The sequence below is a fragment of the Caballeronia sp. GAWG1-1 genome, assembly GCF_023631465.1.
Classification (GTDB): domain Bacteria; phylum Pseudomonadota; class Gammaproteobacteria; order Burkholderiales; family Burkholderiaceae; genus Caballeronia.
The window spans coordinates 352,155-377,605 of sequence record NZ_JALQDB010000037.1; the positions used below are offsets into that span (position 1 = coordinate 352,155).

The window sequence follows — 25,451 nt, forward strand, 5'->3', positions numbered from 1 at the left end:
ACATGACGCCCGCCATCGACGAAAACAGGCTTTTCAGAAAGATATCCCTGCGCATTCTGCCCGTGCTGATGCTTGGATTTTTCTTTTCCTATTTGAACCGCGTGAACGTGGGGTTCGCCAAGCTGCAGATGTCGAGCGACCTCCATTTCAGCGATGCCGTGTATGGCTTCGGCGCGGGCATCTTTTTTCTCGGTTACTTTCTGCTCGAAGTGCCGAGCAACGTAATCTTGCATCGCGTGGGTGCGCGACGCTGGATTGCGCGAATCATGGTGACGTGGGGCCTGCTTTCGTGCGCGACCATTTTCATCCGCACGCCGACGCACTTTTATGTCATGCGCTTTCTGCTGGGTCTCGCCGAAGCGGGCTTCATTCCGGGCGCGATCTATTACATGAGCCAGTGGTATCCGGCGGCGCGACGCGGACGCGCATGGGGCGTGTTTTATATCGCGCTGGCATCGTCGGGCGTCATCGGCGGACTCGTGTCCGGCTCGATTCTCGGCTTTCTGTCGGGCGTCGGCGGCATGCGCGGCTGGCAGTGGCTGATCTTGTGCGAAGGCATTCCGACGATACTCCTCGGCATCTATATCTACTTCCGCATGAGCGAGGATATTCGCCGCGTCACGTGGCTGACCGATGGCGAGAAGACGCATCTGAGCGCGGTGCTTGCGGCGGAGAATCGCGACAAGATCGCGCATGGCTTCATGAGCCTGCTGGGTCATGGACGCATCTGGGCGCTGATGCTGATCTATTTCGTCTACAACATGGGGCTGTACGCGATCAGCTTCTGGATGCCGACGCTCGTGCAGAAGATGGGCGTGGCCGATCCGTTCACCATCGGGCTTCTCACGGCGTTGCCGGGCGTGTGCGCGATCATCAGCATGCTGGCGTTCGGATTCTCGGCGGATCGTCGCAAGGAACGCAAGTGGCATCTGATTGCCGCGTTCTCGATGGCCGCGCTTGGCTTTGCGTTGTGCGTCGTGTGGCAGAACCAGCCGGTATTGGGCGTGATCGCGCTGTGCATCGCCAACATGGGCGTGCTGTCGATTCCCGCGTTGTTCTGGAGCTTGCCGACGGCGTTTCTCACAGGCGTGACGGCGGCAGCGGGCATTGCGATGATCAACTCCATCGGCAATCTCGCGGGCTTCGTGTCGCCCTATATGATCGGCTATCTCAAGGACGTGACGGGACGCACGGATGTGGCGTTGATCGTCGTGGCGGCGGGTTTGTTGGTCGGCGCGGTGGCGGTGGGGTGTGTGTTGCGTGGGCGTAGTGGAGTTGGGGCGGCGGGGGTGGGGGTGAGGAGTTGAGGCAGCCGGAAGGCACAGACCGGATGTCCGTGCCTTCCCCGATAGGCCCTGCCAGCGAGGCACGCTACGATGCCTGTTTCCCCAGGCATCGTGACAGCATGAAGGACGAACGCCTCACCGAGATGAGGATCTTCAGGGCCGTCGCCGAGACGGGCGGTTTCACGGCTGCGGCGCTCGCGCTCGATTTGCAGCAGCCTTACGTCAGCCGCACTGTATCCGCGCTGGAGAAGCGGCTCGGCGTATCGCTTTTGAGGCGCTCCACGCGTCGCCTTCAGATGACGCAGGAGGGCACGCAGTATCTCGCGCTCTGCAAGCGCATTCTCGAAGAACTCGAAAGCGGCGAAGCACAACTCTCGCGCGCGGGCCAGCACATGTCCGGCGATATTCGCGTGACCGTGGCTACGTCGTTCGGCATGGATCAGATCGTGCCGCTCATTCCGGCATTTCTCGAACGTTATCCGGGCCTGCGCGTGCGGCTTTCTCTTTCGGATACGCTCGCCGATATCATCGGAGAAGGGTTCGATGTCGCCATCCGCATGGGCAATTTGCAGGACTCGAATCTCGTGAGCCGCAAGCTATGTCATCTGCAGCGAGTGGTCACGGCGTCGCCTGCGTATATCGCCAGACATGGGGTACCCTCGACACCCGCGGAACTCGCCCGACACAACTGCCTGATGTGGGAACCGCCGATGGACCATCTCAACCATTGGCCTTTCATGGTCGGCGGCGAGCGCACGTCCATGCTCATCAACGGCAACTTTCAGACGAGCAGCGGCGTGAGTTCCGTTTATATGTGTCTTGCAGGCGTGGGCATTACGCGGATGGCTGAACACATGGTGTTGCCTTCCATTCGCAGCAACATGCTCGTGCCTTTGCTCACCGACTTTCAATCGAGCGACGAAACCGCGATCTATGTGCTGTATCCGCGCGATTCGACTTTGCATCCGCGCGTGCGTGCGTTTATTGATTACGTGGCGGATAAGCTCCGGCGGCCGCCATGGGCCGCCTGAAGCAACGCGTCATTTGTCCAACGTTCGAGGCAAGCGCATCGTCATGCAGGCGCCGAGCACGAGGAATGCGGAGATCACATACATGCCGACTTCCGCGTGTCCAAGCCACACGTTGAGCAAGCCTACGAGATACGGCGACATGAAGCCCGCGATATTGCCCACTGAATTGATGAACGCCAACGCTGCCGCCACCGATGCTCCCACGAAGAGACTTGTCGGCAAGGCCCAGAACAGCGCGATGCACGAATAGACGCCCGCTGCGGCGACCGACAGGCAAGCTACCGTCACGAGCGGCCCCGCCGACAACCACATGCTTACGGCAAGTCCAACCGCGCCGATCACCATGAACGCCGCGAAGTGGATGCGCCTGCCGCCGGTGCGATCGGCGCTGCGGTTCGACAAATAAAGCGCTATCGCCGCAAAGATGTTCGGCACGGCCGTATAGAGTCCGATGGCGAACGGGTCGGCGACACCGCTGCGCTTGACGAGCGAGGGCATCCAGAAACCGAGCGCATAAAGACCCATGATGAGGCAGAAGTAGATCGCGCAGAACGCCCACAATTTCTTGTTGCCGAGAAAGCCGCGCACGCTCGTATAGTCGATCTTGCTGGCGTTTTCCGCGCGAATGTCGGCGAGCACGAGATTGCGTTCGTCGTCCGAAAGCCAGCGCGCCTTGGCGGGATCGTCGTCAAGAAAGCGCAACACGACGAAGGCGAGCACGATGGCGGGCAGCGCTTCGATCAGAAAAAGCCATTGCCACGGGGCTAGCTGGTCGTTACCTGAAAACGCGTGCAGGATATAGCCGGAAATCGGCCCGCCGACGACGAACGCGAGCGGCGCGCCCATCACATAGATGGACATTGCGCGACCGCGGTAGCGCGCGGGAAACCACAGCGTGAGCAGATACATGATCGCCGGTGCGAAGCCTGCTTCGGCGGCACCAAGCATGAAGCGCGCAATGTAGAACATGGTCGGCGTCTTGACGAGGACCATCGCCGCAGAAATGACACCCCACGTGAGCATGATGCGCGCAATCCAGCGGCGCGCGCCGACCTTGCGCATCACGAGATTGCTCGGAACCTCGAAGAAGAAGTAGCCGGCGAAGAAGATGCCCGAGCCGAGGCCATAGATGGCGTCGTCGAAGCCGAGTGCATCGAGCATCTGCAACTTCGCGAAGCCAACGTTCACACGGTCCAGATATGCCACGAGATAGCAGATCAAGAGCAACGGCAAGAGCCGCCAGTAAGCCCTGCCATAGATGCGGCCAGCATCCGTTTCCTTGACGGCCTGATCTCCGTATAGCGCTTCCATGCTTGTCTCCTGTATTTTTTAGCGCTTTATCACGGCATGCTCGTATGGCACGCATGCCGCTGGGTCATTGCTCAGTCGAGATATTCCGGCTCCTCTTCGGCGATCTCATACAGCATGGTCTGGAAATGCAGCCAGCTGATGAACGAGTTGCCCAGATGACGATGCGAATACTCGGCATGCTCCGGGTCGATCTGCAACGGGCGCGATTCGGTCGCGTCCATGAGCAGCTGCATCTTGCAACAGTGATCGAGGGCGATGAACGTCCATACTGCATCATCGATGCTATGGCGGCTCGCCGTCAGAAGCCCATGGTTCTGATGGATTACGGCCTTGTGTTCGTTGAAGGCGCGTGCAATCGGATTACCCGATGCATCCGCGACCGGCACCTTGCCCGCGCCGTCGCGCACGACCATATGCGAGCCATAAAACATGCAGGCGTCCTGCGTCACATAGTCGAGCGGCTTGCCCATTGCGGCCCACGCATCGCCATGAACGGTATGCGCGTGACACGACCCGATGATGTCGGGATTGTCAGCGTGGATCGCGGAATGCAGCACGTAGCCTGCGCGGTTCACCGCGTACTTTCCTTCGACCACTGTGCCCGAATGATCGACGAGCACGAGTTGCGAGGTCTTCACGCGTGACCATGGCACGCACATCGGATTGGTCCAGAAGAGTTCGGGATGTTCCGGGTCGCGCACGGTCAGATGGCCGCCAAAGCCGAAGCTGAATCCGTGCCGCGCGAAGATCCGGCATGCGGCGGCGAGATGCTCTTTGCGATAGCGCCGTTCTTCCGCCGAGGAGGAAAACGTGGGCTCTTCGGGGAAAATCAGCCCGTCCTGCGTCGGGCTGTAGATCGATTCCTTTGCTTCCATCAACATCGGTGTCCCCTTGTTCGAAATGTGAGACCCCAGTATAGGAAAGCCTTCCGCAAGAATTCAGTACCGCGCCGGAATAGCATTTATGCAACGCCATGCCGATATTGCGCCCGCACAATTTTGGCGTCGTACGATCAATTGCCAGTCGCCGCTCTCCGGGCAGGCCGTCGCTTTCAATCGTTCATGGAGCTTTCAGCAATGAAAAGGTCAATGTTGATCGTCGCGCTGCCTGCCGCTTTATGCGCAGCTTCGGTGCATGCGCAAAGCAGTGTCACGCTATATGGCCTGATCGACACGGGTATCGTCTACACCAACAATCAGACCGGCCACAGCAACTGGCAGATGCTCAGCAGCGTCACGCAGAACACGGTCTTCGGCCTGAAAGGCAGTGAGGATCTCGGCGGCGGCCTTAAGGCCATCTTCAAGCTGGAGCAAGGCTTCAATCTGAATAACGGCACCAATGCATTCGCGGGCGATGGCTTCGGCTCGCAAGCATGGGTCGGCCTGCAACACGACGACTACGGCACGCTCACGGCCGGGCGTCAATACGACGTGCTCAACGATCTGCTCGGTCCGCTCACCGCCGAATTCAATACGTGGGGCGGCAGCATCTCGGCGCATCCGTTCGAAAACGATAATCTGGCGGCAAACTCGGTCGTCATCAACAACACCGTCAAATACGTCAGCCCCACTTATCGCGGCGTGACGGTCGAGAGCATGTATTCCTTCGGCAATAGCGCCGGAAACTTCGCGGATAACCGCGCGTATGGCTTTTCGGCATCGTACGCGCAAGGGCCGTTCACGGTCGCGGGCGGCTATCTGCAATTGAACAACGCGGGCGGCGGCATTGCGGGGACGAATTTGAATGGCGCGGTGTCGCAAGGGGATGGCAGCGCGAACTTCGTCGCGCAACGGCAGCGCATCTGGGGCGCGGGCGCCAACGCCACCTTCGGGCCGGCGACGGTCGGTCTCGTCTGGTCGCACACGCAACTCGACAATATGAACAGCGTGCTTTCCATCGGGCTCGGCAACTATATTCCGCTCGATGGCACCCTGCGTCTCGACAATTACGAAGCGAACGTGCATTACGCGCTCACGCCCGTGTTGAGCGTATCGGCGGCTTACACGTTCACGGACGGCGCTTATGGCAACGCTGCATCCATCGCTTATCCGTCGTGGCATACGGTCATGTTGCAGACCGACTATTCGCTCTCGAAACGCACGGATGTCTATCTCGAAGGCGTCTATCAGCACGTAAAGGGGGCGCCGCCCGATTCCGTGCTCGGGCAGGCGATGCTCAATACGTTGTCGCCGTCATCGACAGGTACGCAAGTCGGCGTCACTGTCGGCTTGCGGCACGCGTTCTAGCATGATTCAAGGGCGCGCAGCCACTTCGTCGAGATGGAACAGCAGGTCGGCGGGGTCTTCGTAGACGCGCAGCGCGCCCGAGCGTTCCAGTTCGTCGCTGCCATAACCGCCCGAGAGCAGACCGACGCCGAGCGATCGGCAGCGACGCGCCGCGAGCATGTCCCAGATGCTGTCGCCAACCACCACGGTATGCTCGATCGGCACGTTCAGACGCGCGGCCGCCGCAAGGAACAAGTCGGGATCGGGCTTGGCGTATTTCACCTGATCGCGCGTGACGACCACTTGCTTGCCTGGGTCCACGCCCAATGCTTCGAGATTGAACGCCGCCGTTTCCATGCGGCCGCTCGTGGCGATCGCCCAGCGCGTGCCCGCCTGGGTCAGCGCGTCGAGCAATTCGCGCGCGCCCGGCAATGGGCAGACCTGTGCGCGCAGACGTTGATAAGCGTCGGCATGAAGGCGCCGCAGACGTTCCACGCGATCCGCGTTGATCTCCCCATGCGTTTCGCGCAGCAATTGATCGGTGAAGAGGCCGCCGCTCATGCCGATTTTGCGATGAATGCGCCACACCGACAATTCGATGCCCTCGCTATCCAGCGCTTCTTTCCACGCGAGCACGTGCTGATAGACGCTGTCGACCAGCGTTCCGTCGAGATCGAAGAGAAAGGATGTTTCGATTCGCATGGTCTGCTCCCTTGGTGAATGGCGTGTTCCGGTTCCTTTCATGATACGCACGATCCTCGTCCGCTTTCGGAAATGCGCGACGCATGCGCTTCAAATGCGATAATCGATGTTTGCACCGCGCGGCCAAAAGTGCGCGGTTTTCTCGCATCGAATAGCCGCAACATGCATTCTTTACGCATTCATTACGCCCGACGGAGCTGACCTTGAGCCGCATCGACAATCCCTCCCGCGATCAGGAGGCCGGCGTGGCCGACTCCACGCAAGACACGACCCGTATCGACGATACGCGCATCGGCGCGGTGCGCCCGCTGATCTCGCCAGCGCTTTTGCTCGACGAACTGCCGGTCACGCCCGGCGTGCAGGCGCTCGTGGAAACGAGCCGCGCGCGCATCGCGGACGTTCTGCATGGCCGCGATGACCGCCTCGTGGTCGTGGTCGGACCGTGTTCCATTCACGATCACGACCAGGCGATCGAATACGCGCACCATCTGAAGACCGTCGCGGATCGTCTCGGCGACGATTTGCTGATCGTCATGCGCGTGTACTTCGAAAAGCCGCGCACGACGGTCGGCTGGAAGGGCTATATCAACGACCCGCGTCTGGACGGCAGTTTCCGTATCAACGAAGGTCTGCGCCGCGCGCGTGAGCTTCTGCTGGAAATCAGCGAGCTTGGTCTGCCAACGGGCACCGAGTTTCTCGACCTGCTGAGTCCGCAGTACATCGCGGACCTGATCGCGTGGGGCGCAATCGGCGCACGCACGACGGAGAGTCAGAGCCATCGGCAACTGGCGTCGGGGTTGAGTTGTCCGATCGGCTTCAAGAACGGCACGGACGGCGGCGTGCAAGTCGCGGCGGACGCGATCGTCGCGGCGCGCGCGAGCCATGCCTTCATGGGCATGACGAAGATGGGCCTTGCCGCCATCTTCGAAACGCGCGGCAACGACGACTGCCACGTTATCCTGCGCGGCGGCAAAAAAGCACCGAATTACGATGCGGCCAGCGTCGCGGCGAGTTGCGCGGCGTTGGCGGCGCTCGGACAGCGCGAGCAGGTGATGATCGATTGCTCGCATGCCAACTCGAACAAGTCGCATCTGCGGCAGGTGGATGTGGCCGAAGACATCGCGCGGCAACTGATCGCGGGCGAAAGCCGCATCACCGGCGTGATGATCGAAAGTCATCTGGACGAAGGGCGGCAGGACCTCAAGCCGGACGTGCCGCTCAAGCACGGCGTCTCGATCACGGATGCGTGTCTCGGCTGGAGCCAGACCGAGCCGGTGCTCGACCTGCTTGCCGATGCGGTGAGACAGCGCCGTCGCGGCTAGGCATGCGTACCTAGCCGTCTCCGCTTTCGGAGACGGCTAGCGGATCAACGCATCACCGCAGCGTTCAACGCTTCGATCAGCGCCAGCGGGTCGTAAGGCTTGCGCAACTGCGTCGCGCGCGGCAAGGCCTTGCGTTCGTCGGCGCTCAGGACGAGGTCGTATCCGGTGACGAACACCACGCCGATTCCGGGCGCCTCACGGCTAGCCGCAAGGGCCAGCTCGATGCCCGATTCGCCCGCCAGATCCACATCGGTCAGCAAGAGTTCGAAGCGCTCTTCGCGCAGCAGGGCGAGCGCCTCGGCGACGCTGCCGGCTTCCACGAGATCGAGCCCGAACGTGCGCAGCAACTCGGCGCTGCTTACGCGCACGAGTTCGTTGTCTTCGACGAACAGCACGCGCATGTGCGAGAGGGCGTCGGCGGGCGCGGCATCGGAAACCATGTTGCCGGTGACCGTCGCGGGCGGTGCGCTGGAACTCGCGCCCTTGCCGCTAGCCGCGAGCACCTGACGCACCTTGCGGGCGAGCGCCTCATGCATATAAGGCTTGCTCAGCAGATCGATGCCTTCATCGAGCCGTCCCGCATGCACGATGGCGTTGTCCGTGTAGCCCGACGTGAACAGCACCGCGATACCCGGCACGCGTTCGCGCGCCTTTCGCGCCAGTTCAGGGCTGCGTAGCGGACCGGGCATCACGACATCGGTGAAGAGCAGGTCCACGGGCACGCCGCTCTCGACGATAGCCAGCGCGCTTTGCGCATCCTTTGCACGAAGCACGCGATAACCGAGGTCGCCAAGCATGGCGACGACGGTTGCGCGCACTTCTTCGTCGTCCTCGACCACGAGTATGGTTTCGTCGCCGCCGTGCGCGGGGCCGGCGTCGATCGTGGTTTCGAGGTCTTCTTCCTGGCGGGCGCGGGGCAGATAAATGCGTATCGTCGTGCCGTGTCCTTCCTCGCTGTACACCTTCACGTGGCCGCCGGACTGCTTCACGAAGCCGTACACCATCGAGAGTCCGAGACCCGTGCCCTGGCCCTCGCGCTTGGTGGTGAAGAACGGTTCGAACGCGCGTTCCTGCACTTCGGGCGACATGCCCGAGCCGGTATCGGTAACAGCGACCATGACGTATTGGCCGGGCAACAGGTCGGCGTGGCGCTTGGCGTAGTTTTCATCGAGCGATGCATTGCCCGCTTCGATGGTCAGCTTGCCGTGCGCGTTCATCGCGTCGCGCGCGTTGATCGCCAGATTGAGCAGCGCGTTTTCGACCTGGAACGGATCGACGAGCGTGTTCCATAAGCCGCCCGATACGATCGTCTCGATCTCGATGCCGTCGCCCAGCGCGCGGCGGAACATGTCGTCGAGACCGCGCACGAAGCGGCCCAGATTGACGACCTTCGGCGCGAGCGGCTGGCGCCTGCCGAACGCAAGCAGCTGCGAGGCGAGGTTCGCGCCGCGCGCCACGCCCGCGAGTGCGCTCTTCACGCGCTGCTCGGGGCGTTCCTGGCCCGCGACGTCCTTTGCCAGCAATTGCAGATTCCCGCCGATCACCTGCAGCAGATTGTTGAAGTCGTGCGCGACGCCGCCCGTCAACTTGCCGATGGCTTCCATCTTCTGCGCCATGCGCAGCGCTTCCTCGGCGTGCCGCAGCGCGTCGGCGGTTTCGCGGTCCGCAGTGACGTCGCGCCCCACGCCGTGGATGCGGCGCGTGGCCGGGTCGATCGACAAGGTCCACGCGATCCAGCGCCAGCCGCCTTCCACGAAGCCGTGCCGGCACTCGTAACGCACGGACGCGCCGCTTTGGCGCAGACTTTCCATCGCGCTCGCGACCGCTTCGACGTCGTCGGGATGGACGAGGTCGAGCATGGTTCGCGCATGCACGCGCTGCAGATCGACGCCGAGCACGGTCGACCACGACGGGCTCACGCGCAACAGCGTGCCTTCGAAGCTCGTCACGACGAACAGGTCTTCGGTCAGTTCCCACAGCCGGTCGCGGTCCGCGATGGCGTCGGCGACGCGGCGTTCGAGCGTATCGTTGAGATCGTGCAGCGCGGCCTGCGCCTTGGTGCGCTCGGCGATCTCGTCCTGCGCCGCCTGAAAGAGCCGCGCGTTGTCGATGGCGATAGCCGCCTGCGCGGCGATACCCACCACGATCCGCTCCGCGCGCAGGTTGAACATCGCCGGTTCGGGATGACCGAAAAACAGCCCGCCCAACACTTCGCCCGTGCGCGAGATGACGGGCGCGGCGAGATAGCTGCATACGCTGAGATGACCTTCCGGCATGCCGTAATGCGGCGCGCTCTGGCCGTAGCGCGGGTCTTTCGTGATGTCGTCGGAACGCACCACGCCTTCGCCCGCGAAAGTCGGGCCGAAGAGCGCGGTGTTGCGCGGCATGGGAAAGCGCGAAAACGCGTCTTTCGGCACGCCGGAGATGGAATAGAGCGTGTAGCTCTCGCCCTTGTCGTCGAGCAGGTTGTAGAAGAACGAGCCGAAGGCCGCGCCGGTGAGCTCGGTGGCGGCATCCACGACGACCTGCACGGCGCGCGACAGATCGAGCTCGCCCGCGACCGTGGTGCCGACGTCGTTCAGAATCTCCAGCATGCGCGACTCTTCGCGCAGGTTCTCCTCGGACGCGCGCCGCAGCCGCGCGATGCGCAGATTGCTCGCGACTCGCGCAAGCAATTCTCGCGCGGCGAAGGGCTTGGTCAGATAGTCGTGCGCGCCGGCTTCGAGACCGCCCAGGCGCGCTTCCTCACCCGCGCGCGCGGACAGCAGCACGACCGGTGTCTCGCGCAGCGCTTCGTCGGCGCGCACGGCGTTCAAGAGGCCGAAGCCGTCGAGGCGCGGCATCATCACGTCCGACACGATTACTTCGGGATGCCCGGTGCGCGCCGCTTCGAGCGCGCTCTCGCCGTCGGCCGCGACGCTCACTTCGTGGCCCGCCGCGACCAGCATGCGACGCATGTATTCGCGCAGGTCGGCATTGTCGTCGACCACCAGCACGCGGCCGCGGATTTCATCGGCGGATGCGCTGGCGTTCGCGCCCGCGCCGAGCGGCGTTTCGTCGTCGAGGGCGAGCGCCGGTTCGCTTGCGTCGGGAATCCAGCGCAAGGCGGCATCGACATAACTGCGCGCGCCGCTGCTGGCTTGCGCGCGCGGCGTATCGGCATGTTGCGCGTCGACTCGTTCATGCGCGGCGGGCAGCGTCACGGTAAAGCACGTGCCCTCGCCAGGACTGCTTTGCACGCTGATGGCGCCGTCATGCAGCTTGACGAGCTCCTGAACCATTGCAAGGCCGATACCGCTGCCTTCCACCGAGCGCCCGGTCGCGCCCGCCACGCGATGAAAGCGCTCGAACACGCGCGCCAGTTCCGCCTCCGCGATGCCGATGCCGGTATCGCGCACGCTCATCTCCACGCGCTGCGCGGCGTTCGTGCGCAGCGTCACTTCGATCGTGCCGCCAAACGTGAACTTGAACGCGTTCGACAGCAGGTTCATCACGACTTTTTCCCACATGTCGCGATCGATGTCGGCGAGCACCGGCGTCGAGGGAATGTCGATGTAAAAGCGCAGCCCCGCCGATTCGATGGCCGAGCGAAACAGCGAGGCCAGTTCCGCCGTGAACGCGCCGATGTCAGTGGTCTGCCGATGAATCTCGATACGCCCTGCCTCGATGCGCGAAAAGTCGAGCAGCGCGTTGACGAGCTTGAGCAGGCGCAAACCATTGCGATGCGTGATTTCGAGCAGACGCACTTCGTCGCCCGCGCGCTCCGGCTTCGTCAGCAGGTCTTCGAGCGGGCCGAGCATCAGCGTGAGCGGGGTTCTGAACTCGTGGCTGATATTCGAGAAGAAGGTGGTCTTGGCGCGGTCGATTTCGGCGAGCGCCTCGGCGCGGCGGCGTTCTTCCTCATAGGCATGCGCGGCGCCGATGGCCGCGCCGATCTGGCCGCCCACGAGGTTCAGGAACGCGCGATAGCCTTCGTCGAAGAGACGGTATGGATTGAGCGCGGCGATCAGCACGCCCGCGCGCCCGGTCTCGCCCGACGGCGCGATAGGCAGCAGCACCGCGTGCGTCGGCGCGGCGTTCCACGAGCCGGTGGGCAGCGGTCCTTCGATGAAACCCTTCAGATTGGTCACGAGCCGCGCTTGGTTGTCGCGCAGCACTTCGTGAACGGGCCACGCGCCCGCTTGCGCCGCGTGCAGCATTTCCGGCGCGGCCGCACTGCCCGGCGCGATGCCGCATGCACCGGTGAGCGTGGCGCTTTCGTCGCCGGGCTCGGCTGTATAGAGCAACGCGAAAGGCATGTCGCGCGCGGCATTCGCGAGCACGTTCATCGAACGTTCGCAGGCCTCGCGCCACGAACGCGCGTTCGCGGCCGACGCAGCCAGTTCGCGCAGCACGAGCAACTGGCGTTCGCCAAGCACGCGTTGGGTATCGTCGCTATTGGCGCAGATGATGCCGCCCGCGCCGCCGCGATCGTCCGGAATCGGGCTATAGGAGAACGTGTAGTACGTTTCCTCCGGGAAGCCGTTGCGTTCCATGATGAGCAGCTTTTGCTCGACGAAGGTGCCTTCGATGCCGGCAAGCGCGGTGTCGAGCAGCGGGCCGATCTCGTTCCAGATTTCGCGCCACACCACCGACGTCGGCTGACCGAGCGCTTGCGGATGCTTGCCGCCGATGATCGACTTGTAAGGATCGTTGTAGAAGAACAGGAGATCGGGACCCCAGCCGACCCAGATCGGCTGCCGCGAGGTGAGCATGATGCGCACGGCCGTCTTGAGACTCTGCGGCCATTGTTCGGGCGAGCCGAGCGAGGTTTGCGTCCAGTCGAAAGCGCGGATGAGCGCGCCCATCTCGCCGCCGCCGAGCAGAAAGCTCGGCTCGGGCGCGTCGGTGCGCGTGTCCGGTATCAGCTTGTCAGCTTCCATTGACGCAGGTTCTCCTCGCTGCATGTCTTTTTTGCATGTCGTTTGGCGTGTGGATCGGCTCAACCCGGCTTGGCCCAGCGAACGGCTTTTCAACTATTGAGCGGACCAATCCTGCCTGTGGAGGCGCTCGCGCGAGCATCTCGATTTTCGCACGGAACGCCGTTTTCGCTTCGCAAATACGCATGAAACGCAAGGTGAACCGGCGCGTGGCACCTGCCTGCGCTTCAATGCGCGGCGATCGGGTCGAGTCCAGTGGCACGCACGGTGTCTTGTGCCTGCGGCGAAGCGAGGTAGCGAAGCAAGGCGCGCGCCTCCTCCGGGTGCTTCGAGCCGACCGGAATGCCCGCGGCGAAACGCGTGACGGACTGCACGGACTCCGGAATCCTGCCGACGAAATCCGCGCCTTGTACCGGTAACAGTTCGCTCACTTGCTGGAAGCCGAGTTCGTACTGACCGTCCGCAACGACCGAGGCCACGGGAATCTTCGGGATCATCTTCGCCTTGGGTTTCACCTGATCTTCGATGCCGAGTTTCTTGAACATCTCGTTCTGGATATAGACGCCGCTCGCGCTGTCCGAATAAGCGATCGATTTTGCGTGCAGCAGCGTTTCCTTCAACGCATCGACATTGCCGATGTCGGGTTTCGGCGCGCCGGCTTTCACCGATACGCCGATGCGCGAATCGGCGAGTTCGACACGCGAGTCCGGCATGACCTTGCCTTCCTTGATGAGATCGTCGAGCGCGTAGCCCACCATGATGACGACATCGGCGGGTTCGCCGCGCGCGAGTCGATTGGGGATGGCTTCGGGCGCCTTGCCCATCGACGGGCCGAGTTGGGTATCGAGCGTATTGCTGGTTGCGGCCGTGAATTTCGGGCCGAGGATTTTATAGGCGGCGGTGAAGCCTCCTGAACTCATGACATGAAGCTCCTCGGCTTGCGAGGAAACAGGCGCGGCAATGGCGCCGAAAGCGATAAAAACGAATGCGGCGAGTCTTGAGGAGAGTGGTTTCATAGGCGGCTTGTTTGGTGGTTCAATGGCTGGGCCAGGGTGGATTTGGTCATAACTTTTTGCACTATACTGAAATCGATGCGTTATCGTTCGGCCTTCGTTTTTGCGGGCACCGGTACGAATGTGGAAACAACGCCGCGACTTGATTCGCGAAGAGGGATCAAGCGAACGCCTCATCTCCCGTCCGCAAGACGAAATAACAGAGATCTACCTGAGATCGAATTAGTTTGGTTTCCTACGCAAGAGAAATAATCACCATGCTTGAAGACAATGATCGAAACGTAACGATGACATTTGCTGAAGCCGAAGCGAAGTTTCGTCAAGACATCGAGGCCAATCCTTCCTCGGTTGTAGCAAAAAACAATCTTGCGCTGGTGTTGCGCCAGCTTGGCCGCTTCGCCGAAGCAGAGACGTTGTTGAACGAGGCGCGGACTTTGCAGCTCACGTCCGCCGAGATTGTCGTCAATCTGGCGCTTGTCATGGCAGATCAAAAGCGGTTCGCCGACGCCGCATCCTTTTGCCGTGAAGCGCTGGCTATCAGGCCGGATTCTTCTCTCGCGCACTGGATGCTCGGCTGCATCCTCAGCGACGAAAAGCGCGAGTCGGAAGCCGAGGACGCTTTTCGCCAGGCTATCCATCATCAGCCGGACATGGTTCAGGCGCATTGCGCGCTGTCTGATCTGCTGCGCCGTCGGCAGCGTCTGCCGGAAGCCGAGGTTGCAGCGCATGCTGCCATCGAAGCGCAGCCGCAGTCGGTCTCCGGCTATCTTGCGCTCGGTGATGTCCTTTGCGCCGCCGTTCGTCTAACCGAAGCCGACACTGCATTTCATCGTGCGCTGGACATCGATCCCAAATCCGCGGAAGCCTATTGCGGTCTGGGCAATGTGTCGGAACGACGCTTCAATCCGGCCGAAGCCGAGGCGCACTTCAAGGAAGCTTTGGCACGGCGTCAGCCGTTTTTCGAGGCGAGCATCGGTTTAGGCATGGCCATGCTCAATCTCGGCCGATTCACCGAGGCGGAAGGTGCGCTGCGTCAGGCGCTGGCCATTCGCCCCGACGACATGCGCGCGAAGGATGCGCTCAACTTCGTTCTTACGCGTCAACTCAAACCGGCCCCGCTTGTGCCGGGAACGGTGTTTGCAACTCCGCCGAACCAAAAGACGTCGCCCTAACGCTTGGGTAAGCCGGGCGATTGTTCCTGCGAGGAGCATGCCGACCACAACACCTCTCGCTGCTCCGTGCCACTTTCCATGGCGATGCAGCGAGCAGAGTGCCCCAGGCATGACCGGACCCTTCACGCGTTCGCGGGGAAGGGTCCGCACTTTGCCGTTTGCATCGATCGCAAAGCGCGGCGCTGCTTGCTAAAGCGGCGTTTCGTCGCGATAGACTTCATCAAGCTCCAACGCTCGTGCAACATCCAAACTCTACCGCGCCACCTTGGCCACCATCGCTTTCCTGTTCAGCACCCGCGCCTGCAGCACGATCACGAGCAGCAGGAACAACCCGCGAATCACCGACTGCCAGTAAGCCGATAACGAGATATAGCCCAGGCCGTTCTCGAAGTTGAGCAGATTGAAGACGAGGCCGAGCAGTGCGACGCCCGCAATGGTCATCGCGATAGAGCCGTCGCCGCCTGTCAGACGCGTGCCGCCGAGCACCACCGCCGAGATCGCGAACAGTTCCCAGCCGATGCCTTCGTTCGGCTGTCCCGCGCCGAATTGCGCCGCGAGAATCGCGCCGGCGATGCCCGCGAGCAGGCCGCTCACGGCATACACGGCGACGAGTGTGCGATCCACATTCAGTCCCATCAGACGCGATGCTTCCTCGCTCCCGCCGATAGCCAGCGCATGCCGCCCGAAGCGCGAGCTGCGCAGCGCGATCCAGCCGACAATCGCCGCCGCGGCCGCGACGAGCCCCGGAATCGGCAAGCCGAAGAGATCGCCTTGGCCGAAGTTGGCGAAGCTGGTGTCCGACGAGATGGCGACGGCATCGTTATGGCCGAGCAGAAGCGCGAGGCCATGCGCGCCGAGACTCGTCGCCAGCGTAACGATGAAGGGCAGTATCCGCAGATGCGTGATCACTAGCCCGTTGAGCAGGCCCACCGCGAGACCGGCAGCCGAGCCCGCGAGCACCGCCGCCACGCCGCCATGCGGACTCGCGAGCGCCGCGACCACGCTTGCGAGCGCGGCCACCGCGCCCACCGACAGATCGATGCCGCCCGTGATGATGACGAACGCCATGCCGATGGAAATCAGCGCGAACATGGAGTTGTAGCGCCAGAACGACGTCACGTTGTATTCGGATGCAAAGTGCTCGTACCGCACGACGCCAAGCACGAGCAGCGCCGCGAGCGCGATGAGAATCGGGAGGTTCTTCTTCATGTCGTCGTCAGCCTCGCTTTCTCTGCACGTACACGGCGGCGATGATGATCGCGGCCTTCAGCACCAGCGCGGCGGCATCCGGAATGCCGTGTGCAAGCAGCGTATAGCGCAGCAACTGGATGATGAGCGCGCCGATCAGCGTGCCCGTGATATACGCCTTGCCGCCCGTGAGCGCGGTGCCGCCGACGGCCACGGCCGCGATGGCATCGAGTTCCACGCCGAGGCCGACCACGTTCGCATCCGACGACGAATTCACCGAGATCGAAATCAGTCCGGCCAGACCCGCGAGCGCCGCGCACGCCGTGTACGCGATCATCTTCACGCGCGCGGTCGGAATGCCGGAAAGATACGCCGCTTCCTCGTTGCCGCCCGTCACGAGCAGATATTTGCCGAAGAGCGTCTTACGCACGATCCACGTAAAGATGGCGACGAGCGCGAGCATGAGCAGGATCTGAAACGGCACGCCCGCCACGCGGCCCAGCGCAATCCACTGAAACGCGGGATTGTTGAAGGCCTGCAGGCTGCCATCGGTGACGACCTGCGCAATGCCGCGTCCCGCGATGAACAGCACGAGCGTCGCGACGATAGGCTGCACATTCAGCCGCGTCACGAGAAAGCCGTTGAAGACGCCGCATAGTGCCGCCGCCACGATCGGCAAGGTGAATGCGAGCAGCAAGCCGCCCGGCCCGTCGATGTTCATGAAGAGCATCGGCGCGAGCGCACCGGAGATGGCCATCGAAGCGCCCACGGACAGGTCGATGCCGCCTGTCGCCACCACGAGCGTCATGCCGATGCCGACGATCACGATCGTCACCACCTGCGTGAGGTTCACGTTGAAGGTCTGCAGCGACCAGAAGTGATCGGTAAAGAGCAGGTTGAAGAGGATCATCGCGACGAGCACGACGATCTCGCGTTGAATCGCCATGCCGCGTTTTTTCTTCCGCGCGGGCGCGGTATCCGCGACGATAGGTGCGCTGGTTTTCTCTATCACGACTCGGTTCCTTGAGCGGCCGAAGCCAATGTCGATTCCTCGCCCGTGCCGTAAGCGATCGCATCCATGATCGAGGTCTCGGTCATCTGCGCGCCGTCCAGTTGCGCGACCGTTTCGCCGTCGCGGATCACGACCGCGCGATCGGCCACCGCCGTCAACTCTTCCAGTTCCGATGCCGACAGCAGCACCGCAAGCCCCGCATCGCGCAACTCACGCACGATTTTCGCGACATCGGCTTTCGCGCCGACGTCGATACCGCGCGTGGGTTCGTCGAGCAGCAAGAGACGCGGGTTGGTCGCGAGCCAGCGCGCGAGCAGCACCTTCTGCTGATTGCCGCCCGATAGCTCGCGGATCGGCTGATCCGGCGAGCGCAGCTTGATGCCGAGCGAGGTGATGAAGCCATCGACGATTTCGCGCTGTTTGGCCACGTCGATTACGCCGCGTCTGGTCAGCGCCGGCAGGCACACGAGCGTGAGGTTGTCGCGCACGGAAAGCTCCGGCACGATGCCTTCGGCCTTGCGATCCTCGGTGAGATAAGCGATGCCGCGCGCGATGGCGTCTTTCGGCGACTTGAATGCGACCTCCGCGCCGTCGACCGCGAGTGTGCCGTTGGACGGACGGTCCGCGCCAAACAACAGGCGCATGGTTTCCGTGCGGCCCGAGCCGAGCAATCCGGCGAGTCCGACGACTTCGCCCGCGTGGACATCGAGCGTGACGTCGGTGACTTTCGCGCCCGCCGAGAGACCCTGCGCGCGCAACGCCACCGCGCCGCGCTTGGCGAGATTCGCTTCCTTCACGGCATCGTCTTCGTGCACGACGGCGGCAAGCGTGCGGCCGAGCATGGTCGTGACGAGCTTGAGCTTGTCCATCTCCTGCATGCTGCTTTCGGCGACGGTCTGGCCGTCGCGCATCACCGTGACGCGGTCGCACAGTGCATAGAGTTCATCCAGCCGGTGCGACACGAAGATGACCGCGCGGCCGTCGTCACGCAAGCGGCGCACGACCGTGAACAGCAATTCGACTTCACGCTCGTCGAGCGAGGAAGTCGATTCGTCCATGATCACCATCTTCGCATCCGACGATACCGCGCGCGCCAGCGCGACCATCTGCTGAATGGCGGTGGAATATTCCCGTACGGGTTTTTTGACGTCGATGTGAAGGCCGAACGATTCGAGCAATTCATGCGCGCGCCGCTGCACGGTTTTCCAGTCGATGAGTCCGAAGCGGCGCGGTTCGCGTCCGAGAAAGATGTTCTCGGCCACCGACCGGAACGGCACCAGGTTGATCTCCTGATAGATCGTGCTGATGCCCGCTTCACGCGCTTCCTTGGGCGTGCGGAAATCGGCTTCGCGGCCATCGAAACGAATCGTGCCCGCGGTCTTTCTATACGCGCCCGTGAGAATCTTGATGAGCGTGGACTTGCCTGCGCCATTCTGGCCGATGAGCGCGTGCACTTCGCCCGCCGCCACGGTGAGGCGGGCGCGCTTCAATGCGGGCACACCGCCGAAAGCGATGTCGATGTCCTGCATGTCGAGGAGGGGAGCATTGGGCATGGCGTCGGTGTTCGTCCGGAGAAAAGAGCGGGCGTCCGTGAATAGACGCCCGCGAACCAGCCAACTGCGCTCAATACCCGTACTGCATGCTTTCCTTGACGTTGCTCTTGTCGTAGAAGCGGTCCGAGACCTTGACCCACGGCGGGATGGTTTCGCCCTTCGCGAACTTCTGCGCGACGTCGCACGCGAGCGGGCCGAAGAACGGACTCGACTGCACGCTTGCGCCCAGTTCGCCCGCCTGAATGGCTTCGAGTCCGCCTTTCGTGCCGTCGATGGTCACGAGCACGATGTCCTTGCCCGGCTGCTTGCCGGCCGCCTTGATCGCCGCGATCGCGCCGAGCGCCATTTCGTCGTTATGCGCGTAGACGGCGGTCACGTCCGGATGCGCCTGCAACAGCGTTTCCATGACTTGACGACCCTTGTCGCGCGCGAAATCGCCGCTTTGCGACGCGACGATCTTCATGCCCGAGTTCTTCGCGATGACATCGTCGAAACCTTTCTTGCGGTCGTTTGCAGCGGAGGCGCCCGTCGAGCCTTCCAGTTCGATGATCGTCGCCTTGCCGTTGGTCGCCTTAACGAGCCAGTCGGCGGCGCGCTGACCCTGATCGATGAAGTCCGAACCGATGAACGTGATGTAGTCGCGGCCGGCCTTCACCGTCGATTGATCGACGTTGCGGTCGACGAGTATCACCGGAATGCCGGCTTTCTTGGCCTGCAGGATGACCGGCACGAGCGGCTTCTCTTCGCGCGGCGGGAACACGAGCAGATCGACGTGCTGCGCGATCATGCTTTGAATGTCCGATACCTGCTTCGCGGCCGAACTGTTCGCGTCGGTCATGACTACCTGCCAGCCGCATTTCGCGGCGACATCCTTGAAGCTCTTGGTTTCCGCGAGCCGCCACGGATTGTTGCTCTCGGTCTGCGCAAAGCCGACCTTGAGCGGCTTCTTGTTGGCGATCTTCGGCAAGCCGTCATCGGCGGCATGGGCCGCGCTGAAACCCATGGCGAGCGTCAGGGCGGCAAGCGTGGCGGCGAGCGGGCGCAAGCCCAGGCGAGTGTTCTTTTCTAGCGACAGCATGTCTTCCTCCGATAGGGATGGGTGCCTTCTTCTATTGATGCCGATGCTTATGTGTTGCCCGGTCTGCTGCTGCGAGAGTTGATTTCCGGCGAGTGCATGGTCGGCTTATGACTCGTCATCGCTAATATTATTAATTGCGAGTTGCTTTGCTTCGGTAATTTCCCTGACGGAACCGCGTTCGATGAGCGGGCCGTCCAGCTTCACGGTGCGGCGTCGCACCGGTGCGCCGGCCGCGCGGTTGTGTTCTTCCTGCAGTAGCGTTTCCACGGCCCAGCGGCCCAGGTCGTAGTTGGGCAAGACCACGCTCGACAGCGGCGGATGCGTATGGCGCGCGATCTCCTGATCGTCGTAGCCGAGCACGGAGACATCGTCGGGCACGCGCAGTCCGAGTTGCTTGAGCGCTTCGATTGCACCGAGCGCCATCAGGTCGTTGGCGCAGAAGATGGCCGTCGGCGGATTCGCCTCGCGCATCAATGAAAGCGTCTGCTCGAATCCAGTGGCCGGTCCCCAGTCGCCTTCGCGGACCAGTTCCGGCGCAAACGGCAGGTCCGCCGTCGCCAATGCCGTGCGATAACCCTTGAGCCGGTCGCGCGCCGCGTCTTGCCACGGTTCGCCGTTGATATAACCAATTCGCCGATGCCCCGCCGCCAGCAAATGATCCGTCGCCGTGTGACCGCCCGCGACCTCCGCCGGCACGACCGAAGACACGTTCGCTTCGCTCGCATAGCAGTTGAGCAGCACGGTCGGCACCTGTTCGAGCGCGGCGGGCACGGTGACGCGGCGCGTGTAGACCGTCGCGTAGATCACGCCGAGCACGTCCGGATTGCCGAGCGTCGCGTCGAGCACGCGCGCCTCGATTTCCGCGTTGCCGTGCGTCGAATAAACCGCGAGCATGCGGCCGTGGGCGAAGGCGGCATCGCGCGCGCCGTCGATGCTCACCACCGGATGCGGACTGGTCGAGATTTCATCGGCCAGATAGACGATCAGATTGCGCTCCGCCGTATCCAGCGGCGCAAACGAAAGCGGCTCGCGCTGCGTCATGCGATAGCCGAGTTCGTGCGCGGCGCGCAGCACCTTGTCGCGCGTGGCGTCGGAAAACTTCGCGCCGGACGCGTTGTTCAGCACGAGCGATACCGTCGATTGCGAGACTCCGGTGAGTTTCGCGATGTCGGTCATCGTCGGGCGGCGTTGGGTGGTTTTCTTCATCTGGCGCGCCGTCGTAACGGCGGCGATTCATCCGTGAGCGTGCCGCTAATATTAATGATGATTCCGCGAAATGCCGCTCGGGGTTTTCACTGGTTTTGCGTGGAAAATTACTAATAATATTGACGGACGGATTACGCCCATGCCATTCTTGGTTTCACTTCGGCAAACATAACAAGGAGACGACACGCATGGGCCGATACGACGAGAGCGCAAGAGATGCGCTCGCGCAGGACTTCGAGCGCGATGGCTTCGTTTTGTTGCGAGCACACTTTCCACGCGCAACCATCGAAGCTTGGCGCGATGCGTTCATGCCTTTGCTCGCGCCGCATAGAGAAGCAGCGGACGGCAATCGCGGGCCAGGCCGCTATTACGTGACCTTGCCCTTCGAAGGCGCATTTGCCGATCCATCGATTTTTTGCGACGAGGACATCGTGGCCATCGTCGAGCGCGTAGCCGGCGCCGATCCGGTCATGTGCCAGCTCGCAACTGATACGCCCGTGCGCGGTTCTGACTTTCAGGACTGGCATCGCGATACGCCCGCGCTCTTCGACGACGCGCCGGAAACGCCTTCGTTCCAGCTAGCGGTGAACTTCCCGCTCGTCGATGTCGACGACAGCAACGGTCCGCTCGAAACCACGCGCGGCACGCATCGCATGTCGCGCGAAGAAGCGCTCGCCGGTCTCGCCGATGGCCGCTTCCCCACCGAACGCGTGCCAATGCGAGTTGGCGACGTGATGATTCGCGATGTACGCGGCTTGCATCGCGGCACACCGAATCTTTCCGGTGCGCCCCGGCCGATGGTCGTGGTCGGCTACAGCCGGGCGTGGTATTTCCGGCCCGAAGTGCGGATCGATGTGCCGCGCGATGTCTTCGCCAGCTTGCCCGCTCGCGCGAAGCGTTTGCTGCGTTACAACCCGCAAGTCGAAAGCACGGCGCGCACCTTCGACGAAAGCTACCGGCAGTTTGCATATTGAACGCCGCTCTAGACTCCAACGCCCGCGGAAGTGAAGCGCTCGTCGAACTGCGTCATGGCGCGCGGCGTGTTGTGCTCGCTCCGCATATCGGCGGCGCGATAGCGGCGTTCTTCGAAACGCGCGATGACGGCGTGGTTCACTGGCTGCGGCCCGCCACGCCGGATGCGCTCGCTGCAAGGAATCCGCTCGGCATGGGCAGTTTTCCGTTGCTGCCGTATTGCAACCGCATTCGCGATGCGCGCTTTGCCTTCGATGGCATGGAGATCGATCTGTCCGGCGACGGCAACGGTTTTGCGCACGCGCTGCATGGCAATGCGTGGCGGCTGCCCTGGCAAGTGAGCGCGTTATCGGAGGCGCAGGCGACGTTGAGTTTGCGGCACGAGCCTTCGCAAGAAGCCGCGCATCACTGGCCGTTCGCTTACGAAGCCGAACAGCGCATCACGCTCGACGCACATGCGCTCCATGTGACGATCACCATGCGCAATCTCTCGCCAAGAGCGATGCCCTTCGGCATGGGACATCACCCGTACTTTCCGCGCACCGAAGCGACTTTCGTTCACGCAAATGTCGATTCGATGTGGCATGCAAGTTCCGATCCGCTGCCGCTGCACGCCGGTCCGCATGCTAGCGTCGATGCACTGGCTTCGACGCAAGGCATGTCTGCAAACGGCTTCGATCTGGATAACCACTTCACGGGTTGGAAGCACACGGCGACAATCGACTGGCCGAACGAAGGCCGCTCGGTCACGCTGAACGCCGAAGCACCGCTGGACTTCATGGTGATCTACGCGCCGGCCGTGTTTCCTTCACTGCTTTGCGTGGAGCCGGTGAGCAATGTCGCGGACTGGGTCAATTTGTATGTCGAGCCAGCGCTGAAGGGAGGAGGCGTGCTGCAAGCGGGTGAGTCGATCACGGCATCGTTTTCGCTTACGACCAACGTGCGCTGATTCATCGATTCGCTGAAGAACAGACGAAAACGCCCGGACCAAGGCCCGGGCGCTTTCAACCGTTGACGACTTAGTTGGACTGGCCGCCAGTGCTGTTGTTCGACATGCCGTTGTTCGACATGCCCGAGCTGCCCTTTTTCATCTTGCCCATCTTGTGCGAGCCGCTGCTGTTCGAACCGGAAGTGTCGCCACCGGTGGCGCCCGAGGTCGAACCCGTCGTGCCGTTTGCGTTCGGTGTGCTCATGCCCGTGCCGCCTTGACCCGCGCCGTTACCGCCTGCCGTGCCGCCACCGCCGCCTGCTCCACCGCCCGCGCCCTGCGCGAATGCCGCGCCCGACAAGCTCAGAACCAGCGCCGATACCAGCAAGCTTTTTTGTGCAATCTTCATGATGTCCTCCCGAGTGGAATTTCGATGCGCGCCGCCTCGTGTCCGGAGCGACGTCGCTGCTTACATACCGCAATCGGCGTGCCGCGTTGCGAGCGAGCAGCTTTCAGCCGTCGACGTCTGAAAGAAAGAACACCGGGTGAGCGGTCAGGCAAGTACTTCGTCACACCACTCGATAGCCCACGAGCGCGCGCAATGCAGCGCATCCGCCTGGCTCTGGAAGGAGTCGAGATCGCCTGAATCGAAAACTTCCACATGCGCGGTGTCGTCCTCCGAGGCGCGCGTAATTCGCGCGTGAGCCTGGTAGTTCCCGTCTTCGTCGTGTGGCGCGGTGCAGTCGATGTGAAAGGACCGGTAATCAAAGCGCATTGATTTCTCCGTAGGTGAGTGGACAAAGGCTAGCACGCTTGCGGCGTCTTGCCGGGTGCATGGCTTGCTCTTTCGTGACGAGAAACTTAACGGATGAACGCTCATGACCACTCGACACGCGCAGCATGGACACCCTGCGGACGAAGATGAAGCCCAAATCTACGGGGCTTTCAAGGACCTCGTGAACATGACGCCGCACCAGATAGAAAAGTGGCTCGCGACGGATCGATCCCGCGAAGTTGGCCAGAAAGACGGCAACAGCGAGTCCGTGGGACACAAGTCGGGGCGGCACATTATCGACATACTTGGCAAGAAGAAGGCCGACCTGAGCGATGACGACTACGCGCATATGCGCAAAGTGGTCGGCTATATCAAGCGACACCTCGCGCAACGACCGAATGATGTCGAGCACTCGCACTGGCGCTATTCGCTGATGAACTGGGGCCATGATCCTCTCAAATAAGCCGCCAAAACGGTCGATTGCTTTCCGCTACCCACACACATAGAATACTGTACGTATATACAGTATAAAAGCCAAGATGGATCTGTCCGAAAAGCTCGAAATTCTTGCTGACGCCGCCAAGTACGACGCGTCGTGCGCCAGCGGCGGCGCGCCGAAACGGGAATCGCGCGGCATCGACGGGCTCGGCGCGAGCACGGGCTCGGGCATTTGCCATAGCTTCACGCCGGACGGCCGCTGTGTGTCGCTGCTCAAGATTTTGCTGACCAACTTTTGTCTCTACGATTGCCGCTACTGCATCAACCGCCGGTCGAGTAACGTGCCGCGCGCCCGCTTCACGCCGGACGAAGTCGTCAAGCTCACGCTGGACTTTTATCGCCGCAATTACATCGACGGCTTGTTTCTCAGTTCGGGTGTGATCCGTTCGTCGAACTACACGATGGATCAACTCGTGCAAGTAGCGCGATCGCTGCGTGAAAAGCATCGCTTTCGCGGTTATATCCATCTAAAGACCATACCGGATGCCGACCCGGAACTCATCGAACTGGCGGGGCGTTATGCGGACCGCTTGAGCGTCAACATCGAGCTGCCGACCGAAATCAGCCTCGAACGTCTTGCGCCGGAGAAGAGCGGCCGCACCATCAAGCTCGCGATGGGCAACATTCGCGTGGCGCGCGAAGAGTCGGAAGCGGAGCCGCGCGCGCCGCGTTTCGCGCCCGCCGGGCAGAGCACGCAGATGATAGTTGGCGCGGACGAGACCGATGACCGCACCATCCTCGGCACGGCGGAAACGCTGTACGGTTCTTATCAGCTCAAGCGCGTCTATTACTCGGCCTTCAGCCCGATCCCCGACAGCCCGTCGGGTGTGCCGTCGCAGGCGCCGCCATTGTTGCGCGAGCATCGGCTGTATCAGGCGGATTTTCTGATGCGCGGCTATGGCTTCGAAGCGCAGGAGTTGCTCGGAACGGCCGGTAACCTCTCGCTCGATATCGATCCTAAGCTCGCCTGGGCGCTGTCGCATCGCGAACGCTTTCCGGTGGATCTGAACGCCGCGCCCGTGCGCATGATCTCGCGAGTGCCGGGCATCGGCATGCGTAATGCCAAGCGTATCGTCGAGTTGCGCCGTTCGCGGCGCGTGCGGTATCACGATGTCGCGCGGCTGCGTTGCGCAATGGACAAGGTGAAACCGTTCATCGTGACGGACGATTATCGGCCGCCGTTGCGCGAGGCGTCGACGGAGCAGTTGCGGCGTTCGCTCGCGACCGAGCCCGTGCAGTTGTCGCTCATCTGAGCGGATC

21 protein-coding genes are annotated in these 25,451 nt (G+C 62.4%); 9 read left to right on the forward strand and 12 right to left on the reverse strand.

Going from position 1 to position 25,451, the window contains the following annotated elements:
* The first annotated feature begins 2 nt into the window (after positions 1-2).
* Together NCT03_RS26700 and NCT03_RS26705 are read left to right on the forward strand one after the other, a co-directional pair.
* Positions 3-1,307, forward strand: a complete 1,305-nt coding sequence (locus NCT03_RS26700) for an MFS transporter (RefSeq protein WP_250494530.1) — start codon at positions 3-5, stop codon at positions 1,305-1,307.
* 98 nt (positions 1,308-1,405) lie between these two features.
* Entirely contained in the window at positions 1,406-2,317 is a 912-nt protein-coding gene (locus NCT03_RS26705) for a LysR family transcriptional regulator (protein ID WP_250469287.1), read from the forward strand.
* Between the two features lie 9 nt (positions 2,318-2,326).
* Here NCT03_RS26705 and NCT03_RS26710 read toward each other — a convergent pair whose 3' ends face one another.
* Positions 2,327-3,628: an MFS transporter gene (locus NCT03_RS26710; RefSeq protein ID WP_250469289.1), complete on the reverse strand. Its 1,302-nt coding sequence runs from the start codon at positions 3,626-3,628 to the stop codon at positions 2,327-2,329.
* Between the two features lie 71 nt (positions 3,629-3,699).
* Positions 3,700-4,509: a class II aldolase/adducin family protein gene (locus NCT03_RS26715; RefSeq protein WP_250469291.1), complete on the reverse strand. Its 810-nt coding sequence runs from the start codon at positions 4,507-4,509 to the stop codon at positions 3,700-3,702.
* A 195-nt stretch (positions 4,510-4,704) separates the two neighbouring features.
* Between NCT03_RS26715 and NCT03_RS26720 the strand changes: the two genes are divergently transcribed.
* Positions 4,705-5,874: a porin gene (locus NCT03_RS26720; RefSeq protein ID WP_244830860.1), complete on the forward strand. Its 1,170-nt coding sequence runs from the start codon at positions 4,705-4,707 to the stop codon at positions 5,872-5,874.
* Positions 5,875-5,880: 6 nt separating this feature from the next.
* Here NCT03_RS26720 and NCT03_RS26725 read toward each other — a convergent pair whose 3' ends face one another.
* Entirely contained in the window at positions 5,881-6,555 is a 675-nt protein-coding gene (locus tag NCT03_RS26725) for an HAD family hydrolase (RefSeq protein WP_250469293.1), read from the reverse strand.
* A gap of 203 nt (positions 6,556-6,758) precedes the next feature.
* On the opposite strand from NCT03_RS26725, the gene NCT03_RS26730 reads away from it, so the two are divergent.
* Positions 6,759-7,877, forward strand: a complete 1,119-nt coding sequence (locus NCT03_RS26730; protein ID WP_284503469.1) for a 3-deoxy-7-phosphoheptulonate synthase — start codon at positions 6,759-6,761, stop codon at positions 7,875-7,877.
* Between the two features lie 44 nt (positions 7,878-7,921).
* Here NCT03_RS26730 and NCT03_RS26735 read toward each other — a convergent pair whose 3' ends face one another.
* Both NCT03_RS26735 and NCT03_RS26740 read right to left on the reverse strand, forming a co-directional pair.
* Positions 7,922-12,799 carry a response regulator gene (locus NCT03_RS26735; RefSeq protein WP_250494531.1) on the reverse strand — a complete coding sequence of 1,626 codons (4,878 nt, stop codon included), beginning with the start codon at positions 12,797-12,799 and terminating at the stop codon, positions 7,922-7,924.
* A 224-nt stretch (positions 12,800-13,023) separates the two neighbouring features.
* Positions 13,024-13,812 carry a substrate-binding domain-containing protein gene (locus tag NCT03_RS26740; protein WP_250494532.1) on the reverse strand — a complete coding sequence of 263 codons (789 nt, stop codon included), beginning with the start codon at positions 13,810-13,812 and terminating at the stop codon, positions 13,024-13,026.
* Between the two features lie 254 nt (positions 13,813-14,066).
* On the opposite strand from NCT03_RS26740, the gene NCT03_RS26745 reads away from it, so the two are divergent.
* On the forward strand, positions 14,067-14,981 hold the full coding sequence (locus tag NCT03_RS26745; protein WP_250494533.1) for a tetratricopeptide repeat protein: 915 nt from the start codon (positions 14,067-14,069) through the stop codon (positions 14,979-14,981).
* A 252-nt stretch (positions 14,982-15,233) separates the two neighbouring features.
* Here the strand turns inward: NCT03_RS26745 and NCT03_RS26750 are convergent, their stop codons facing one another.
* From NCT03_RS26750 to NCT03_RS26770, 5 genes are all read right to left on the reverse strand, one after another.
* Entirely contained in the window at positions 15,234-16,190 is a 957-nt protein-coding gene (locus tag NCT03_RS26750) for an ABC transporter permease (RefSeq protein WP_250469299.1), read from the reverse strand.
* Positions 16,191-16,197: 7 nt separating this feature from the next.
* Positions 16,198-17,115: an ABC transporter permease gene (locus NCT03_RS26755; protein ID WP_244831005.1), complete on the reverse strand. Its 918-nt coding sequence runs from the start codon at positions 17,113-17,115 to the stop codon at positions 16,198-16,200.
* A gap of 62 nt (positions 17,116-17,177) precedes the next feature.
* Entirely contained in the window at positions 17,178-18,734 is a 1,557-nt protein-coding gene (locus NCT03_RS26760; RefSeq protein ID WP_250494535.1) for a sugar ABC transporter ATP-binding protein, read from the reverse strand.
* A 70-nt stretch (positions 18,735-18,804) separates the two neighbouring features.
* On the reverse strand, positions 18,805-19,812 hold the full coding sequence (locus tag NCT03_RS26765) for an ABC transporter substrate-binding protein (RefSeq protein WP_244830853.1): 1,008 nt from the start codon (positions 19,810-19,812) through the stop codon (positions 18,805-18,807).
* 105 nt (positions 19,813-19,917) lie between these two features.
* Positions 19,918-21,018 (reverse strand): LacI family DNA-binding transcriptional regulator, encoded by a 1,101-nt coding sequence (locus NCT03_RS26770; RefSeq protein ID WP_244830852.1) that lies wholly within the window; start codon positions 21,016-21,018, stop codon positions 19,918-19,920.
* A gap of 188 nt (positions 21,019-21,206) precedes the next feature.
* Between NCT03_RS26770 and NCT03_RS26775 the strand changes: the two genes are divergently transcribed.
* Together NCT03_RS26775 and NCT03_RS26780 are read left to right on the forward strand one after the other, a co-directional pair.
* Positions 21,207-21,992: a phytanoyl-CoA dioxygenase family protein gene (locus NCT03_RS26775; RefSeq protein ID WP_250494536.1), complete on the forward strand. Its 786-nt coding sequence runs from the start codon at positions 21,207-21,209 to the stop codon at positions 21,990-21,992.
* Positions 21,989-22,939, forward strand: a complete 951-nt coding sequence (locus tag NCT03_RS26780) for an aldose 1-epimerase (protein WP_250494537.1) — start codon at positions 21,989-21,991, stop codon at positions 22,937-22,939. Before NCT03_RS26775 ends, NCT03_RS26780 begins: the two co-directional genes overlap by 4 nt.
* A gap of 70 nt (positions 22,940-23,009) precedes the next feature.
* On the opposite strand, the gene NCT03_RS26785 is transcribed toward NCT03_RS26780, so the two are convergent.
* On the reverse strand, positions 23,010-23,327 hold the full coding sequence (locus NCT03_RS26785) for a hypothetical protein (RefSeq protein WP_244830849.1): 318 nt from the start codon (positions 23,325-23,327) through the stop codon (positions 23,010-23,012).
* 144 nt (positions 23,328-23,471) lie between these two features.
* Positions 23,472-23,693, reverse strand: a complete 222-nt coding sequence (locus tag NCT03_RS26790) for a hypothetical protein (protein WP_244830848.1) — start codon at positions 23,691-23,693, stop codon at positions 23,472-23,474.
* Positions 23,694-23,796: 103 nt separating this feature from the next.
* Here NCT03_RS26790 and NCT03_RS26795 point away from each other — a divergent pair, with 103 nt between their 5' ends.
* Positions 23,797-24,156 carry a DUF3140 domain-containing protein gene (locus tag NCT03_RS26795; protein WP_250494538.1) on the forward strand — a complete coding sequence of 120 codons (360 nt, stop codon included), beginning with the start codon at positions 23,797-23,799 and terminating at the stop codon, positions 24,154-24,156.
* Positions 24,157-24,232: 76 nt separating this feature from the next.
* The gene (locus NCT03_RS26800; RefSeq protein ID WP_244830846.1) at positions 24,233-25,444 is read left to right on the forward strand and encodes a putative DNA modification/repair radical SAM protein; all 1,212 of its coding nucleotides are present in this window, start codon (positions 24,233-24,235) and stop codon (positions 25,442-25,444) included.
* Positions 25,445-25,451 lie beyond the last annotated feature (7 nt).